The 18346-nt window shown below is 61.5% G+C and carries 10 protein-coding genes; 7 read left to right on the top strand and 3 right to left on the bottom strand.

The window, feature by feature from the left end; all coding sequences use genetic code 11:
• Position 1 precedes the first annotated feature (1 nt).
• A complete protein-coding gene (locus AC1RKH_RS25975) occupies positions 2-2170 on the bottom strand; it encodes a PA5441 family protein (protein ID WP_493064235.1) in 2169 nt (722 codons plus the stop codon).
• Between the two features lie 163 nt (positions 2171-2333).
• On the opposite strand from AC1RKH_RS25975, the gene AC1RKH_RS25980 reads away from it, so the two are divergent.
• The 4 genes from AC1RKH_RS25980 to AC1RKH_RS25995 are packed head-to-tail and all read left to right on the top strand — an operon-like array spanning position 2334 to position 7061.
• Positions 2334-3116, top strand: coding sequence for an efflux RND transporter periplasmic adaptor subunit (locus tag AC1RKH_RS25980; RefSeq protein ID WP_493064234.1), 783 nt, complete (start codon positions 2334-2336; stop codon positions 3114-3116).
• Entirely contained in the window at positions 3113-4432 is a 1320-nt protein-coding gene (locus AC1RKH_RS25985; protein ID WP_493064233.1) for an efflux RND transporter periplasmic adaptor subunit, read from the top strand. Before AC1RKH_RS25980 ends, AC1RKH_RS25985 begins: the two co-directional genes overlap by 4 nt.
• The gene (locus AC1RKH_RS25990) at positions 4433-6529 is read left to right on the top strand and encodes a site-2 protease family protein (RefSeq protein WP_493064232.1); all 2097 of its coding nucleotides are present in this window, start codon (positions 4433-4435) and stop codon (positions 6527-6529) included.
• Between the two features lie 16 nt (positions 6530-6545).
• The gene (locus tag AC1RKH_RS25995; protein ID WP_493064231.1) at positions 6546-7061 is read left to right on the top strand and encodes a GNAT family N-acetyltransferase; all 516 of its coding nucleotides are present in this window, start codon (positions 6546-6548) and stop codon (positions 7059-7061) included.
• Here the strand turns inward: AC1RKH_RS25995 and AC1RKH_RS26000 are convergent.
• Together AC1RKH_RS26000 and AC1RKH_RS26005 are read right to left on the bottom strand one after the other, a co-directional pair.
• Positions 7054-7365 (bottom strand): DUF6916 family protein, encoded by a 312-nt coding sequence (locus tag AC1RKH_RS26000; RefSeq protein ID WP_493064230.1) that lies wholly within the window; start codon positions 7363-7365, stop codon positions 7054-7056. The genes AC1RKH_RS25995 and AC1RKH_RS26000 overlap by 8 nt on opposite strands.
• Before the next feature lie 53 nt (positions 7366-7418).
• On the bottom strand, positions 7419-8039 hold the full coding sequence (locus tag AC1RKH_RS26005) for a phage tail protein (protein ID WP_493064229.1): 621 nt from the start codon (positions 8037-8039) through the stop codon (positions 7419-7421).
• A gap of 171 nt (positions 8040-8210) precedes the next feature.
• Here AC1RKH_RS26005 and AC1RKH_RS26010 point away from each other — a divergent pair, with 171 nt between their 5' ends.
• The 3 genes from AC1RKH_RS26010 to AC1RKH_RS26020 all read left to right on the top strand — a co-directional run bounded on the left by AC1RKH_RS26010 (position 8211) and on the right by AC1RKH_RS26020 (position 18324).
• Positions 8211-9803, top strand: coding sequence for a glycosyltransferase family 39 protein (locus AC1RKH_RS26010; RefSeq protein WP_493064228.1), 1593 nt, complete (start codon positions 8211-8213; stop codon positions 9801-9803).
• Between the two features lie 332 nt (positions 9804-10135).
• Positions 10136-10981 carry a sulfotransferase family protein gene (locus AC1RKH_RS26015; protein ID WP_493064258.1) on the top strand — a complete coding sequence of 282 codons (846 nt, stop codon included), beginning with the start codon at positions 10136-10138 and terminating at the stop codon, positions 10979-10981.
• Positions 10982-11094: 113 nt separating this feature from the next.
• Complete coding sequence (locus AC1RKH_RS26020) at positions 11095-18324, top strand: Ig-like domain-containing protein (protein WP_493064257.1); 7230 nt, start codon at positions 11095-11097, stop codon at positions 18322-18324.
• Positions 18325-18346: the final 22 nt, after the last annotated feature.

Here is an 18346-nt window from a genome sequence, read left to right on the forward strand (position 1 = left end):
ATTACCAGTAGTACTGCAGCGACTTGCCCCACTGGGTGTCGGCAAAACCGCTTTTCAACTGGCGGAACCAGGCCTTGCGTACAGCGGGCTCGACGTCTTTGCCGCCGCAGCTGTTATTGCCCGAGGGCGCATAGCAGTTGATAGCGCGGAACAGTGCGTAAGCGCGATCTTCCTTCGGCGCTTTGGCGTTGTCGATGACCTGGCGATAACCGTCGTGTCGGGAGTAAATCTCGCCTTTGAACGGTGACGCCGTGGCGCCGAGTTCGGATTTATTGGGTTTGGTTTCCAGCGGTGCACTATCAAGGTCATTGCGCAGGATGAACTCGCCCAGGCAGTTCAGGCCTTTGGGGTTCTTGCCGTCCGCCTGAAGGGTTGCGGCAATCTCGGCGATGCTCGGGCAACGGTAACCGGATTCAGCCTTGTCACCCTGCCAGCGGAACATCGTCAGCGGCTGACCGGTGCTGTAGAAATAGCCAATGCTCACGCCGAGTTTGTCCGATGACGGCTCGGCCGGTAGCTGTTTGAAGTCTTCGGCAAACTCGGCGTACTGGCTGCGCAGCAACTCTTTGTAGAGCAACACGAACAGCGCGCTGTTGCGCTCGGTGGCGTCCGCGCCCTGGCTGATTTGCTGACGCAGCAGTGGGGCGTCGGCTACCAGCCGTTGCAGGCGATAACGCACGGCGGGTGTCTTGATCGGTGAGTCGGCGGCGAACACTTTGCCGAGTCGCTGGCTGAGTTCGTAGTTGAAAGCCAGCGCCAGTTCGACCTGTTCACGCTGCAACGGTTGTTTGACCTTGGCCAGCAACTCCAGCCACAGGGCTTCAGCTTCCGGCCATTTCTGCTGTTCATGCAGGGCGATGCCGCGCAGCACCTGCTGGCTGAAGGCAAGGTAGTCGAGCTTGTCCGGGACGCTGCTCGGGAGGACTTTCAGCGCCTGCTCGGGATTTTTCTCGAGGTACAGCAGCACCGTGGCTTGCAAGTAGTCGTAGAGCGCCGGTTGTTGGACGAACAGGGCTTTTTGCGCTTGCAGCGCCTTGAGGTTGAAAGGCGTCTGGTAAGTGCCAATGCTCAGCAAGTCTTTGACCGCCAGCAGCAGTGGCGTCTGAATGCCGTTGTCCGGTTGGGTCAGCAGTTTGCTGTCGACCTCTTCCACCAGTTCCGGCAGGGTTTTGTTGCGCTGGGCGTCGCTGGCCTGGGTGAGTTGCCAGGCGTAGTCGTCGGCGAGTTTCTGATCCTCGCCGGCCAGCCAGTGCACCCGACGGATCAGACCTTTGGCCGAAGCGCTGTAATCGCCCTGTGGATAAGTTTTCAGATAAGTCTCGAAACCGGTTTCGGCCAACTGCAGGTGGGTGTTATCCACATGCTCGAGCGTCGGCAGCCCCATCTCGTCGAAGGCGTTTTGCTGGGCCGCGTTGAGCGCAATGCGTGCCGCCATGTACAGCGCAGTTTCCTTGAGCCAAGGTTGATCGCTGTGGTTCAGGCTGGCGAAGGTTTGTGTTGCCTCGGCGAACTGGCCGCCATAGAACTGCGCCGCACCGCGCAGGTACGTGAGGAAGGACTTGCCCGGTTCCGAGGTGATTGAAGCGGGTAGCAGGCTGTTCAGCTGATCGGTTTCCCAACTGCACGCGGCAAGCATCTGCAGGCGGCTTTGCGCCAGGCTTTGGCGTTCTTCGGCAGGCAACTGAGTGGTTTTCAGCAGTTGCGAAAGGAACGCTGCGGCGCTTTCTGTACTGTTGCTGCGGCAGCGGCTGCCTTCGCCTTCGATGAACTGATCACCGGCAATGGTCGAGGCTTCACGGCTGATGCCGAGTTGGCGCAGTGGCTCATCGAGTACTGAAACCGGGGTCGTTTCAGGGGGTGGCGTCGGTGCAGGCGCTGGCGGTGAGTCGAGACGTGCAAGGTCGAACGGCACCGGGCCGTAGCCGGCTTCACGCTCGAAATCACTCAGCGGTGCCGGGTTCAGCGGCAGTGCGCCCTGATCCGAGAGCAACAAGCGCAAATTGGCGCGACTGTCGTTGCCGGGGTTGAGGAACGGCACATTATTGCAGTGGCCGTCACCGCTGAGCGACAGTTCAGGCGTGCAAGCGTCCTGATCGTAGCTGGCGTGGGCCGGGAGTGCACAGGTTGTGGCAAGTGCCAGAACGAGGGGCGACAGAAGACCGATACGCATGAATTGTCCTTAATCCGCAAACGCTGAAATCGAGGCCGCGATCATACCGCGCGCTGATCTCAATTTAGCAATGCCGAGCCGCAATTTCGGGCAGTGATGGCTAATTGCTTGACGCTTGTCGAAGCTGTCTTAGACTCCGCTCATCTGTCAGGGAGACACGGCTATGCAGCGCTTTCGTGGTTTGGCTTTAGGTTTGATCGGGCTGGCAGGCGTGGCACAGGCGCAAACGCCCGTGCCAGGCGATCCGCTGCTGGAAAGCAGTACCACAGGCAGTCATGCCGCAACCAGTAGTGAAGCACGCGGTGTGTTGCGCGCTCGCGATCAAGCAGTACTTGCCAGTGAATTGTCCGGACGGATTGTCGAGTTGCCGTTCAGCGAAGGTGAATCCTTCAAAAAGGGCGACACTCTGGCGCGTTTCGATTGCTCGGCCTATCAAGCTCAGCTCAATGCTTCGCAGGCCGCCAACCGTGGTGCCGGCGAGGAGTTGGCCCACAACAAACAGCTCGCGGCGTTGAACTCGGTCGGGCGCTTTGAAGTGGCGCGAGCCGAAGCCAAACTCAGCGAAACCCAGGCGCAATCTCAGGTTTATCAGGTTCAGGTCAAACGCTGCAACGTGGTCGCACCGTTTGACGGCCAGGTCGTCGAACGCAAGGTTCAGCGCTATGAAAGCGTTGCCGCCGGTGCGCCGCTACTGGACATCGTCGACAACCGCAGCCTTGAAATCCACCTGCTGGTGCCCTCGCGCTGGATGGGCAAACTCAAGCCCGGGCAGACTTTCAGCTTCATTCCCGATGAAACCGGCCAGCCACTCGATGCCACGGTCAAGCGTCTCGGTGCGCGGATCGATGAAGGCAGTCAGACCCTGCTGTTGGTCGCAACGCTGCCCAACGCCAGCGGTTTGCTGGCTGGGATGAGCGGCACGGCGCGCTTCGCGGAGTTCAAGTGAACGCGCCCGTCGCCGGCGGCGCCGAACAGGTCTTCGCGCGTTTTCTGGAGCTGGAGCGCCAGACTCGCGCCGCTCGCAATACCGAACAACTGGCCTACAGCCTGGTCAATGACGGCCAATCCTTGTTCGGCTTTCGCCATGCGGCGCTGTTGATCGCCGGCAAGGTCCGGGCGATCACCGGTGTCAGTGCCGTGGAGCCGAATGCACCGTTTGTGGCGTTCGTCGAGCAAGCGGTGGCGCAGTTGTTCAAGCTCGACCTGGTGAAACAGGCGCGGGTCATACCGGCCACATCGTTGAGCGGATCGATTCAGGCCGACTGGCAAAGTCTTTCGGCAGCGCAGGTGTTCTGGCTGCCGTTGATTGATCGTCAGGGCCAGGTGTTCGGCGGTTTGTGGCTGGCTCGCGATGTTTCTTGGAACCCGTCTGAGCAAGTGCTGTTGTCGCAATTGGGCGACACCTTCAGCCACGCCTGGCTGGCGCTACAGCCTCGTCAACCGTGGCGCTTGCGCTGGACTCGCAAACGCCAGGTCGCTCTAGTGGCGCTGCTGGTGCTGGGCTTGTTGATCCCGGTGCGCCAGTCGGTGCTGGCGCCGGCTGAGGTCGTGCCACTTGGCGGTCGGGTGGTGACGGCGCCGCTGGACGGGGTGATCGCCGAGTTTTTGGTCAAACCCAACCAGAGCGTGAAGACCGGCGACCTGTTGCTGCGTTTCGAAGGTACCACGCTCAAAGCCCAGGCCGATGTCGCCGATCGTGCCTTGGGCGTGGCGCAAGCTGAGCTCAAGGCCAACGCCCAGCGAGCTTTTGCCGACGCCGAGTCGAGTTCGAAAATTGATTTGTTGGCCGCACGGGTCGAGCAGAAACGCGCCGAGCGTGATTACGCCCGCGAACTGCTCAAACGCAGCGAAGTGCGTGCCGAGCGCGACGGCATTGCAGTGTTCGCCGACGCCGAACGCTGGACCGGAAAACCGGTGCAGACCGGCGAACGGCTGATGGAAATCGCTGACCCGAACCAGGCGCAATTGCGCATCGAACTGGCCGTCGGCGATGCCATTGCTCTGGAACCGGGCGCGCAAGTTGCGCTGTTTCTCGACAGCGACCCACTGCAACGCCATCAGGCCAGACTCGAACGCTCGGCCTACGAAGCGCAACCGACTGCCGGCGGCCAGTTGGCGTATCGGCTCGACGCCAGTTTCGAGGCAGCGCCGCCGCGTATCGGCTTGCGCGGCACGGCGAAAATCTTCGGAGATCGCGCGCCATTGGCGCTGTACCTGTTGCGCAAGCCGCTGGCCGGTTTGCGTCAAAGCGTAGGCCTCTAGATGACATTGCCCAGCCTGCGTGCCGATTTACAGTTGCAGATGGCCGCTCCGGCGCTGGACGGATCGCCGCGCTGGACCTTGGCCGACCCGCTGCGCGGGCGCTACTTCAAACTCGGTGCCGCGGCCATGCGTTTGCTGCGTCATTGGTCTTTGGGCGATCCCGAGCAAGTGCTGCGCGCCGCCAATCGTGAACCGGGCTTGCCGCTGGACGTCACGGAGCTTGAGCAACTGCTGAGTTTTTTGCGCGCCCACGACCTGATCTCCGCCCTCGACCCGCAACAACGCGCCAGTTATGGCATCAAGGCAGCCGCACAGCGTCAAAGTGTGTGGCAAATCTTGCTGCACCAATATCTGTTCTTCCGGATTCCGCTGTGGCGCCCGGACGCTTTCCTCAATCGCGCATGGCCATGGCTCGCGCGTTTTGGCCCCGGTGCGCTGCGCTATGGTTTGCCGCTGACTCTGGGCCTGGGTGTGTTTCTGGTGTCGCGGGACTGGCAGCGGTTTATCGCGACGTTCCCGCACTTGTTCAGCCTTGGCGGCGCGTTGGCGTTTGGGGTGGCGCTGTTCTTCGCCAAGCTCTGCCACGAGTTCGGCCATGCCTTCATGGCCAAGCGCGCCGGCTGCCGGGTGCAGAGCATGGGCGTGGCCTTCATGGTGTTGCTGCCGATGTTTTACACCGACGTCAGCGACGCCTGGCGGGTTAATGATCGTCGCGCGCGCTTGCTGATCGGTGCCGGCGGGGTGCTCGCCGAGTTGCTGCTGGCGTGTATTGCCTTACTCGCCTGGTCACTGTTGCCGGACGGACCGGTGCGTACGGCGGCGTTCATGCTCGCCAGCGCGACCTGGCTCACTACGCTTGCGGTCAACCTGAACCCGTTCATGCGCTTCGATGGTTATTTTTTGCTCAGTGACTTCTGGGAGGTCGACAACCTGCAGGGCCGGGCATTTGCCTTGTGTCGCTGGCGATTGCGCGAGGCGTTGTTCGGCTATGGCGAACCGGCGCCGGAGCCCTGGTCGCCGTCGATGCAGCGGCGTTTGCTGTGGTGGGGATACGGCTCGTGGCTGTGGCGCGCGGTGCTGTTTTTCGGGATTGCGCTGGCGGTGTATCACCTGTTCTTCAAGTTGTTGGGGATCTTCCTGATGATGGTTGAGCTGGTGTGGTTCATCTTCCTGCCGATTGTGCGCGAATGGCGCGAATGGTGGAGCCACCGCGAACATTCCCATGCGCCGCGGGCGTTGCTCAGTGGTTTGGGGTTACTGGCGCTGATTGTCGTGCTGGTGCTGCCGTGGCACAGCGCGGTGGAACTGCCGAGCATGCTCGAGGCTGGCCGCGTCAGTGCCTTGCATGCGCCGGTGGCGGCACGGGTCAAGCAGCTGAATGTCAGTGACGGGCAGGTCGTCGCTCAAGGCGATGTGCTGATCGAGCTGGAGTCGCCGGACCTGGACTCGCGTCAGGCCATCGTGCGTCGGGAAATCGAAATCCAGCAATTGCAGATGCGCCGTCAGGCCGGGCGCAGCGAAACCGCCGCTGATGCGGGCATCGTCGAACAACGGTTGGCCGAGGCGGTGGCCGAGTATCGCGGTTTGGCGGCGCAACGCGAACGCCTGTTGCTGCGGGCGCCTCAGGCCGGTCAGGTGCGCGACCTGTTGCCGCAACTGGCCGTTGGCCGCTGGTTGTCGCCCAAAGACACCCTGGCTCGGGTCGTCGAAGAGGGCGCGCGATTGCGCGGTTATCTGGCCGAAGCCGAACTGTGGCGGGTTGCACCGGGTGCGACGGGGCGGTTTATCGCCGAGGACCCGATGCACCCGGCAGTGGCGGTCGAGCTGACGGAAGTCGACATCAATGGTGCGGCGGTGGTCGAACAGGAAGCATTGACCTCAGACCACCACGGACCGATCGCCGTACGCCGCGATCAGAGCCAGCGCGCCGAGCCTGTACAGGCGCAATACGCGGTGCGGCTCAAGGTGCTCGACGGCATTGTCACCCCGGTGCAGCCATTGCGTGGCGTGGTGGTGTTGCAGGGCCGCAGTGAATCATTACTGGGCACCGCCTGGCGCCGATTGGCGGCGTTGGGCGTGAGGGAGAGTGGTTTTTAGCGCAGGGAGAATCGTGATGCTGAACAACAATGCCAATGCCGCCGACGGTTTGGTGGTGCGCCCGTCGCGGGCGACTGACGGGCCGTTTCTGGAAAGCCTCTATCATGCGGCTCGCCCCGATCTGCAATGGATCGACGGCGAGCGCGAGCTGGTCGAGGAGGTCATCGCCCAGCAGTTTCAGGTGCAGGAGCAGGGCACTGGGGAACGCTTCCCCAACGCGATGCACTATGTGGTCGAGAAGCTCGATACCCCGATTGGTGCCTTGAGCGCCGAGTTTGGCAGCAACGAAATTCGCGTCCTGTACCTGGCGTTCATTCCAGCGGCCCGTGGCAAGGGCTATGGCCGCACGGTGTTGCAAGGTGTGCAAAAAGCCGCCGAACAGGTCCGCTGCCCGGTGAGCACGGTGGTCTGGGCCAGCAACCCCCATGCGCGCCAGCATTACCTGGCGTTGGGCTTTCAGGTAGAAGAACAGAATCCGGCGGCCGAGCGGCTGGTCTGGTATCCCGACCAGCCGCAGATTCTGGTCAGTTGAAGGTGATGTAGAAATACGCCCGGCTTGCATCGCGCCCCGCCGTCGGTGTGCGCGATACAAATATATCTTCGACACGGCCCAGCTCAGGCAAGTCGATAGCACAAAGTCCATCGACGAACGAGGTGGGCTGCGGGCTGCTCAAGGTCACGCCAAAAGGCATTCGGCTGCTCTCTGACATGCGCGCCCTGGGCGTGTCCTCTACCGATTCGATGGTCACGGGCAGTTCACTGCCATCCTCCAGGTACAGCGTACTGGGTGTTTTCAATAGCTGCCGGAAATGGTTGCTGTTGACCTGTTGCTGCATAGTCTGGCTCCAGAAAAGTAAAGAGCCGGGGGCCTTGGGCCCCGGCAACACGTTCAGTTGCGAGACGGGAAAAGACCTTTGAGGCACATGCTGAAGTTCAACACCAGGAACGGGTTCATCGTGTCCATGGGTACGCCACCGCCGATGGGCGCTACGGAGACGGCGACGTTGACGGTGCCGCCAACGGAGGTGCTGACACCTTGCAGCGGCACGGGCGCAGTGCCCTGTGCGGTGGAGTAAATATTGGCCGTGCCCGGGCCGCCGCTGGAGGCACCGATAAAGGCATTGGCCGTTGAGGGTACGCTCAGGGGGGTGGCAGCAACACTGGCCAGGTTGACGGTGGTGGTGGCGGTCAGGTTAGGAGTGCCGACGGCGGTCGCCGTGGGCGTGTGGATGGGCAGGTTGCTCAGGGTGGCGGCGGTTTGTTCGGCGCCGGAGGCGGTGCCGATCACCCGTGGAGTGAGGTTCAGGCCCAACCCCTGACACAGAGGCAGGCGACCGCGCAGGTCCGGCAGCATGAAGTTTGTCATGCCGTTGCCACCGTAATTGGTCCCGAGCAAGGCGAACAGTGCCTCGAACTGGCCGACTTGCAGGGTCTGCCCGTTGCACAACGCCCAGCCGCTGGGTGGATAGTTGAACGCGAAGGTCTGGATGGTTCCGGTAAACACTTCCATGGTTGTTATCCCTGTGTTTTTGGAGGAGGCCTGGCATGTCCGCCGACCACCGATCAGCGTAGCCGCTAAGACGAATGCCGCTACATTGCGTGCGTGCAGGGAATGGGGCAGCATCCACACCCAGTTCAAGGTCCAAGCCTTATAGGGCCTTTCGATCACCCAGGGGGATAGATGGAATACCGTAGAGAAACAGAGCTTGCCGGCAAGCCTGATGAGCGCTCTGCGCGCACTCGGCTGACGGCCTCGGCGCGTCTGTTTCAGTGGCTGACCGAGTATGGGATCTGGCCAATTCTGGCGCTGGCGACGTTTGTGCGGTTTTACGACCTGACGGCGGCGGCGATTTGGGGCGATGAAGGCTCCAGCCTGCTGATGAGCCAGTACGATCTGGCCGGGATCTGGTTTCACGCGGCCCGTGATGTGCATCCACCGCTCTACTTCATGGTGCTGCATGGCTGGATCGAACTGTTCGGCGACGGCATGCTCTCGATTCGCGGCCTCAGTGCCCTGCCGGGTATCGCCACGGTGGCACTGGGTGTCTGGCTGGTACGGTTGATCGCCAACCCGCGGGTGGCGTTGCTGGCGGGGTTGCTGTTGGCGCTATTCCCTTCGGCGGTGCGTTACAGCCAGGAAGTGCGGATGTATTCGCTGCTGGGCGTGTTGTTGCTTGGCGCGACGATTGCGCTGGTGTATTGGATCAAACAGCCCCAGCGCGCACGGTATCTGGTGATCTATGCGCTGTTGATGGCGGCGGCGTTTTACACCCACTATTTCACAGCGCTGTGCGTGATTGCCCACTGGTTGTACCTGCTGGTGCTGCGTGTGCAGCCGGGCAACCCGATGCGGCACATCAGCCGCCCGGGCTGGTGGCTGACCAACGCGGCGATCGTGCTGCTGTTTCTGCCGTGGGTCCCGCAGCTGCTGAGCCTGGTTCAGCACATGCCGGAACTCAAGGCCAGCGGCGATGTGGGCTGGGAAGATCCGGTCACCCTCAGCTCCCTGCCGTCCATGGTCTGGACTTTCATGATCCAGGGCGATGATGACTTCCTGCCCAGGCTGGTGTTTTTCGCACTGCCGGTGCTGTTGCTGGGCGTCATCGTGTGGACAGTGCTGCGTGACCGTAGCGTCTACCGCTGGAGTGCCTTACTGGCGATTTACACGGTGGTGCCGCTAGTTCTGGTTTTCCTGGTGTCGTTCATTTCACCGGTATTCATCGAACGCTACGTGACAGCCTTCGCGTTAGGCCTGCCACTGATCATTGCGCTGAGTGTCGATGGCCTGAAAAAAGGCTTCCGAGTGCTGGCCCTAGGATTACTCCTGCTGTTTGTCGGCGTTGAAGGGGTAGGCCTGAAAAACAACGCAACCGTCGATCCGAATGACCAGCTCAACGTGACGGTCGAATTCATCAATCAGCATTACGAGCCAGGTGATCAGGTCGTCATCAGCGATTTGCTCTGGTATATGCCTTACGTCTACTACGATCGCACCGTCGTCCAGCCGCGGCTCTTTACCCCGCCCTTGGCCAACGGCACGTCCAGCCGCCCGAATGCCTACGGTTTCGGTACGTTGGTAGACGAAGCAGCCGACAAGATCTACCTCGATCACCTCACTGATCTGCCGCCCGGCACGAGCCGTGTGTGGCTGTTCAGCACCGCTGACCAGCCTGATGAGTTCGCGCCTCTGCCCGAGGGTTGGCAGAAAATCAGTGAAAAAGTCGCAGGCAATGCGCGGGCGCGGTTGCTTGTTATCAACAGTCCCAAAAAATAACCTGTAGGAGTACGGCGAAGAACTTCGGTACCCGCAAATCGGAAGATCAAAAGATCGCAGGCTGCGCCAGCTCCTACGATGGATTTGTGTCGAACCCAATCGGGTGATCGACCCAAATCCGTAGGAGCTGCCGTAGGCTGCGATCTTTTGACGCTCAAGGCTTCAAACGAAGGTATCCGCAAGACAGTTACCAGCTTAAACGTTTTACTCCGTCCGCTTTTGTTACAACCGTACCTTTCGCAGGGTTTTAGCTCCGATTTGATATCAAAACACCACTAGTCGGATCCAAAATCGTAGGCTACGCTTTGTCCTACAAAGGACTGACGACTACGGTGAAGGGATTGCAGAAGTTCCACTTTATCTCCGGCTTGCCGCGCTCAGGCTCGACCCTGCTTTCTGCGATCCTGTTGCAGAACCCGCGGTTTTACGCCGGTATGACCAGCCCCGTCGGATCGCTGTTCTCCAGTGTCCTGGAGCAATGCAGTGCCGGCAGCGAATTTGGCGCAGTGATCGACACTCCGCTGCGCCGTCGTCTATTGCGCGGTCTGTTCGACTCCTTCTATGCCGATCAGACAGATACCCCCGTTATCTTCGATACCAATCGCCAATGGTGCTCGCGTCAGCCTGCGCTACGGGAACTGTTTCCCAAGGCCAAAACCATTGCCTGTGTGCGCAACGTCGCCTGGGTGATGGACAGCCTTGAGCGTCTGTACCGCGCTAACCCCTTCGAGAACACCAAGCTGTTCAATGATGAAATCGAGCGCAATACCGTTTACAGCCGTTGCGAAACCCTGGCGCAGCGCAATCGTCTGGTGGGGTTTGCCTGGACGGCGTTGAAAGAGGCTTATTACGGCGAAAACGCCGACTCGCTGCTGATCGTCGATTACGACCTGTTGAGCCAGGCCCCTGACCGGGTCATGCGGTTGATCTACGATTTCATCGGCGAACCCTGGTTCGAGCACGATTTCAACAACCTCGCCTATGACGCGCCGGAATTCGATCAGGCGCTCGGGGTGTCGGGGCTGCACAAGGTCAAACGCTCGGTCGCACTGGAGCCTCGGCGCACGATCCTGCCGCCGGATCTGTTCGACAAATACGCAGAGTTGTCCTTTTGGCACGATGGCTCAGCCAGTGCTGCCAATGTTATCCGTATGAAAGCCGACGCCGCGATCAGTTGATCGCGGCGTTTTTTATTTGCGCAGTCATAAAAGTTCGAGTCCGGGTGAGCAGCATGTGGTGGAGCAAAGGCAAGTCGCAGGTCACGAAGGGCGTGCGCGTCCTGGCATCGCCAATGATCATGTCCCTGGAACCGCGAATGCTGTTCGACGGCGCAGTGGCGGCCACGGTTGCCGATACCGCCGCCCAAGCTGATAGCCACGCCACGGCGGACGCTGCCAAGGCACCGGTTGCCGACCATCCGGTGGCCAGCAAGGACACCCACGGCCAGACGGACAACACGTCAGCGGCTACGCCCGCGCCTGCTGCGACGCCCACCGCCGTACCCGGCCAGAGCGTGGTGTTCGTCGACTCGCGCATCAAGGACGCCGATAGCCTGCTCAAAGGCGTGGCACCCGGCACCCAGGTGGTCCAGCTCGACCCGACCAAGGATGGTTTGCAGCAAATCGCCGATTATCTGGATACCCACCACGGCGTGAGTACCGTGGAAATCATCGCCCACGGCAATAGCGGCGACCTGTGGCTGGGCGACACTTACCTGTCGGCCGATAACGTGGCGGCTCGCAGCGCGGTGCTGGCGCGCATCGGCAATGACATGAACGTCGGCGGTGACATTCTGATCTACGCCTGCAACACCGCCGCAGGTGACAAGGGCATCAGCTTTGTCGACTCGCTGGCGCAACTTACCGGGCGCGATATCGCCGCGTCGAACAACCGTACCGGTGTGAGCGGTGACTGGGATCTGGAAATCGCCACTGGCACCATCGAGAGCCATAACGTGCTGTCGGCCCAGTCCATGGCTGCGTATCAGTACAGCCTGGCGACCCTGACGGTCACCAACAACGGTGACAGTGGGGTCGGCTCATTGCGTCAGGCGCTGAGCGATGCCGTGGTGGGTGACACGGTGACGTTCAGCACCACCATGACGGTCAATCTGAACGCGCAACTGACCATTACCAAGAACGTCACAGTGGAAGGTGACCTGAACCACGACGGCATTGCCGATGTGACCCTCAACGGTCAGTACAAGACCAGGGTGCTTCAGGTCGCTTCCGGGGTCACTGCGACCCTCGACGGGCTGATCATCAAACAAGGCCTGGTGGTCGGCAATGGTGCTGCCGCCGGTACGGACGGCGCGGCGGCCATGGGCGGCGGTATTTTCAACTCCGGCAACCTGACCCTCAAGAACGTCACCGTGACCAGCAACGCCGCTTCGGGTGGCGGTGGCGGTGGCGGGGTTACCTCACCTTACGTCGGTGGCGCGGTCGGTGGCGGTGGCGGCGGCGGTGGTGCATTGGGCGGGCAAGCCGGCGGTCATGGTGGCACCTCCGGTTTCGGCACGGGTGTGTACGGCGGTACGAGCGGTAGTGCCAACACGGGCGGTAACGGTGGCGGGTACAACCCCAACTACATGGGCGGTCGCGGCGGTAGCAGCAGCGGTGGCGCGGGCGGCGCGGGGGCTGCCAACTACAGCAGCGGTGGCGCCGGCGGTACGGCGAACAACGGCACGATTTCTATCGGTGGTGGCGGTGGCGGCTCCGGTTGGGACAAGCCCGGCAGGGCCGGGGCGTCGGCTGCCGGTGGTATTTACAACGCCAGTAGCGGCACCCTGACAGTCATTGGCACCTCGGTGATTTCCGGCAACATCGCCGCCGGTGGTGGCGGTGGCGGCGGTGGTGGCCTGGGCGGTTCCGCCGACTCCGGTGGTGCGGCCGGTAAAGGCGTCGGTGCGATCTGGAACAAAGGTACGGTATTGATGACCGCCGCCAACTTCGCGGCGCTGTCCGGTAACGTCGGTGGCAGTGGCTCCGGCGGTCCGGCGCTGGGCGGCGGTAGTACTGGTGCCAGCGTGGCGGCCGTGAACAATATCTTCAACGACGGCGGCACCGTGAACACCGCCTATGCACCGGCACCGAGCGCTACCATCGTGGTAGCGAACAGCGCCCTGCACATCGGCCAGACCTCGCTGGTGACCATTACCTTCACTGAGGCGGTGACCGGTTTCACCAACGCCGACCTGACGATTGCCAACGGCACGCTGAGCGCGGTGAGCAGCAGCGATGGCGGGGTGACCTGGACGGCGACTCTCACCCCGACCAACGCCATTACTGGCACCACTAACCTGATCACCCTGGATAACACCGGGGTCCAGAGTGTGTCGCTGGGCACAGCCGGGGTTGGCACCAGCACGTCCAACAATTACGCCATCGACACCGTACGGCCGACGGCGACCATCGTGTTCACCGATACCGCACTGAAAATCGGCGACACCTCACTGGTCACCTTCACATTCTCTGAAGCTGTGAGCGGTTTCACCAACGCCGACCTGACGATTGCCAACGGCACGTTGACGGCGGTCAGCAGCAGTAATGGCGGGATCACCTGGACCGGGACATTCACCCCGACCGCAAGCATCACCGACACCACCAACCTGATCACCCTGGACAACACCGGGATCGCCGACCTGGCCGGTAATGCGGGCACCGGCACCACCGATTCGAACAACTATGCCATCGATACGGTGCGCCCGACCGCGACCATTGTGGTGGCTGACAGTACCCTTACGGCCGGCGAAACCTCGTTGGTGACCATTACCTTTTCCGAAGCGGTGAGTGGCTTTACCAACGCCGACCTGAGCATCGCCAATGGCACGTTGAGTCCGGTGACAAGCAGTGACGGCGGTATCACCTGGACCGCCACGTTCACCCCGACTGATGGGGTGTTGGATGCCACCAACCTGATCACTCTGGCCAACAACGGTGTCAGTGACCTGGCGGGCAACGCGGGCAGCGGCACCACCGATTCGGGCAATTACGTGATCAACACCGCGCACCCGACCGCGACCATTGTGGTCGCCGACAACGCTTTGACCATCGGTGAAACCTCGCTGGTGACCATCACCTTCAGCGAGGCAGTGACTGGCTTCACCAACGCCGACCTGACGATTGCCAACGGCACGCTGACTGCGGTCAGCAGCAGCGATGGCGGCATCACCTGGACGGCAACCTTCACCCCGACCAACGCCATCACCGATGCGACGAATCTGATCACCCTGGACAATACCGGTGTACAAAACGCGGTGGGCAATATCGGCCTGGGTACGTCCAGCTCCAATAACTACGCCATCGACACTGTTCGGCCGACGGCCACCATCGTGGTCGCCGAAAATGCGCTGAAAATCGGCGACACCTCGCTGGTGACCATCACCTTCTCCGAGGGGGTCGTTGGTTTCACCAACGCCGACCTGACGATTGCCAACGGCACGCTGACCGCGGTCAGCAGCAGTGATGGCGGCATCACCTGGACCGCGACTTTTACCCCGAGCGCCAGCATCACGGATGCGACCAACCTGATCACCCTGGACAACACCGGTTTGTCCGACTTTTCCGGCAACGCCGGGACCGGCACCACCGACTCGAACAACTTCGCCATCGACACCCAGCGTCCGACCGCCACGATTGTGCTGGCCGACCCGACACTGGCGGCCGGTGAAACATCGCTGGTGACCATCACCTTCAGCGAGGCGGTGACCGGCTTCACCAACGCCGACCTGACGATCCCCAACGGTACGCTCAGCGCAGTCAGCAGCAGTGATGGCGGTATCACCTGGACGGCGACCTTTACCCCGACCGCGGGCATCAACGATACGACCAACCTGATCACCCTGGCCAACGCCGGCGTGGCTGACCTGGTCGGCAATGCGGGCAGCGGCACCACCAACTCCGGCAATTTCACCATCGACACCGTGCGGCCGACCGCGACCATCGTGGTTGCGGACAACGCCTTGAAAATCGGTGATACCTCGCTGGTGACCATCACCTTCAGCGAGGCGGTGAGTGGTTTCAGCAACGCCGACCTGACGATTGCCAACGGCACGCTGACCGCGGTCAGTAGCAGCGATGGCGGCATCACCTGGACCGCGACCTTTACGCCGAGCGCCAGCATCACCGATGCGACCAACCTGATCACCCTGGACAATACCGGCGTGCAGAACGGTTCCGGCAACGTCGGCAGCGGCAGCACCGATTCGAACAACTACGCCATCGACACCGTACGCCCGACGGCGAGCATCGTGGTGACGGACACTGCATTGGGGATCGGACAGACTTCGTTGGTGACCATCACCTTCAGTGAAGCGGTGACCGGCTTTACCAACGCCGACCTGACGATCGACAACGGTACGCTGAGTGCGGTGAGTAGCAGCGATGGCGGCGTGACCTGGACCGCCACACTGACTCCGGTGAACGGCGTCACCCACAGCGGCAATGTGATCACGCTGGACAACACCGGGATTGCCGACCTGTCCGGCAACGCCGGTACCGCGACCACCGATTCCAATACTTACACTATCGATAGTCAGCGCCCGACCGCCACCATCGTGCTGGCCGACTCGACGCTGGCCGCCGGTGAAACCTCGCTGGTGACCATCACCTTCAGCGAGGCGGTGACGGGTTTCACCAACGCCGACCTGACGATTCCCAACGGCACGCTGACCGCTGTGAGCAGCAGTGATGGCGGGATAACCTGGACCGCCACGTTCACCCCGAGCGCAGGCATCAACGACACGACCAACCTGATCACCCTGGCCAACGCCGGCGTGGCTGACCTGGCCGGCAATGCGGGCAGCGGCACCACCAGTTCTGCCAACTTCACCATTGATACCGTGCGTCCGACGGCGACCATCATCGTTGCCGACAACGCACTGAAGATCGGTGACACCTCGCTGGTGACCATCACCTTCAGCGAGGCGGTGACCGGCTTCACCAACGCCGATCTGACGATTGCCAACGGCACGCTGACCGCGGTCAGCAGCAGCGATGGCGGTGTGACCTGGACGGCGACTTTTACCCCGACCAACGCCATTACCGACGCCACCAACCTGATCACCCTGGACAATACCGGCGTGCAGAACGGCTCCGGCAACGTCGGCAGCGGCACCACCGATTCGAACAACTACGCGATCGACACCGTGCGCCCGACGGCCACCATCGTGGTGACGGACACTGCGTTGGGGATAGGTCAGACTTCGTTGGTGACCATCACCTTCAGTGAAGCGGTGACCGGCTTTACCAACGCCGACCTGACGATCGACAACGGTACGCTGAGTGCGGTGAGTAGCAGCGATGGCGGTGTGACCTGGACCGCCACACTGACTCCGGTGAACGGCGTCACTCACAGCGGCAATGTGATCACTCTGGACAATGCCGGGATTACCGACCTGTCCGGCAACGCCGGTACCGCGACCACCGATTCCAATACTTACGCTATCGATAGCCAGCGCCCGACCGCGACCATCGTGGTCGCCTCGCCAACGCTGGCAGCCGGCCAGACGTCGCTGGTGACCATCACCTTCTCCGAGGCCGTGACCGGTTTCGACAACAGTGACCTGAGCGTGCCCAACGGCACGTTGACCGCAGTCAGCAGCAGCGATGGCGGCATTACCTGGACCGCCACCTTCACGCCCACCACCAGCATTCACGACACCACCAACTTCATCTCGCTGAACAACAGTGGAGTAGCCGATCTGGCCGGCAATGCGGGCACCGGGATCACCAACTCCGGCAACTTCACCATCGATACCGTGCGGCCGACCGCGACCATCGTGGTGGCCGACAACGCACTCAAGGTGGGCGATACCTCGCTGGTGACCATCACCTTCAGCGAAGCAGTGAGCGGTTTCAGCAACGCCGACCTGACCATCGCCAACGGCACACTGACGAGCGTCAGCTCCAGCGACGGCGGCATCACCTGGACCGCAACGTTCACCCCAACGACGAACATCACCAACGCCGCCAGCCACATCACCCTGGACAACAGCGGGGTACAGAACGCGTCCGGAAACGTGGGCACGGGCACCACCGACTCGAACAACTACGCCATCGACACGCAACGTCCAACCGCAACCATTGTGGTGGCCAATCCACTGTTGGGCATTGGCCAGACTTCGCAGGTCACCATCACCTTCAGTGAGGCGGTCAGTGGTTTCACGCTGTCCGACCTCAGCGTGGCCAATGGCACGTTGTCCAATCTGCTGAGCAGCGACGGCGGCAGGACCTGGACAGCGACCCTGACGCCGACTGCGAATATCAACGACGCCACCAACCAGATCGTGCTCGACACCGCCAATGTGCTGGACAGCGCCGGTAACGCTGGCAGTACTGTTGCCCTGTCCAACAACTATGTGCTCGATGCCGACCGTCCCACCGGGACCATCGTCGTCGCCAAGCCGCTGCTGGGCATCGGTCAGACTTCGCTGGTGACCATCACCTTCAGCGAAGCGGTGAGCGGTTTTGACCTGTCTGATCTGAGCGTGACCAACGGCACGCTGTCCAACCTGGCCAGCAGTGACGGTGGCAAGACCTGGACCGCGACGTTTACGCCGACGGCGAACGTGACCGACCCCACCAACCTGATTGTGCTCGACAACAGTAATGTCAACGACGCTGCAGGCAATGCCGGAACGGGACTGGCCATCTCCAACAACTATGCCCTGGACAGTGATCGCCCCACCGCGACCATCGTCATCGACAACCCGAACCTGGGCGTTGGCCAGACCTCGCAGGTGACCTTCACCTTCAGCGAAGCGGTGAAGCATTTCGATTTGTCCGACATCAGTGTGGCCAATGGCACCCTCACCAACCTGAGCAGCAGCAACGGCGGCAAGACCTGGACCGCCACCCTGACCCCGACGGCCAATATCAACGATGCGACCAACTTCATCGGGCTGGACAGCAGTAATGTGACCGACCGCGCCGGTAACACCGGCACTGGAGTCGCGATCTCCAACAATTTTGCAATCAACACGGTGCCTTTGGTGACGCCACTGAACAGCAATCCGGCACCGCAGCAAAGCGCACCAAATCCGCCGTTGCAACCGATTGTCTTCACGCCACCGACCGGCAATCTCGGTTCACCGCTGACCTTTGCACCGCTGTTCGAACAACGGGTGTTGGGCGATGGCATCCGCCCACTGGGGGATATTTTCATCAACCGTGGCGCACTGAGCCCAAGCTATATCGCTCAGGTGTTCACCAGCGGCGACAGCGGCGGGAATGGTTCCGGCCACGGCTTCCTGGGCTTTGGCGGTGGTGATGGCGGAGTGTTTGGCAGCAGCACGCTGTCGAGCCTGTTCAGCCATCAATCGAACAGTAGCGACAGTTCGTTCAACGCGTTCGGCGACAGATTGATCCAGCACGGCGGCGATGCATCACAGGGCCTGCACGGCGTATACGGTGCGCTGACCTTGGGCGAACAACTTCAACAACTTGAAAACACCGAGAAGCAGCAGATTCAGGCATTGGCTGCAGCTCTGAAACAGGTCGGCATCAGCGAAATGCAGGCCTGAATAAAAACCTGAAATTATGCAG

It is taken from the genome of Pseudomonas sp. GW822-FHT06B12 (assembly GCF_058799675.1).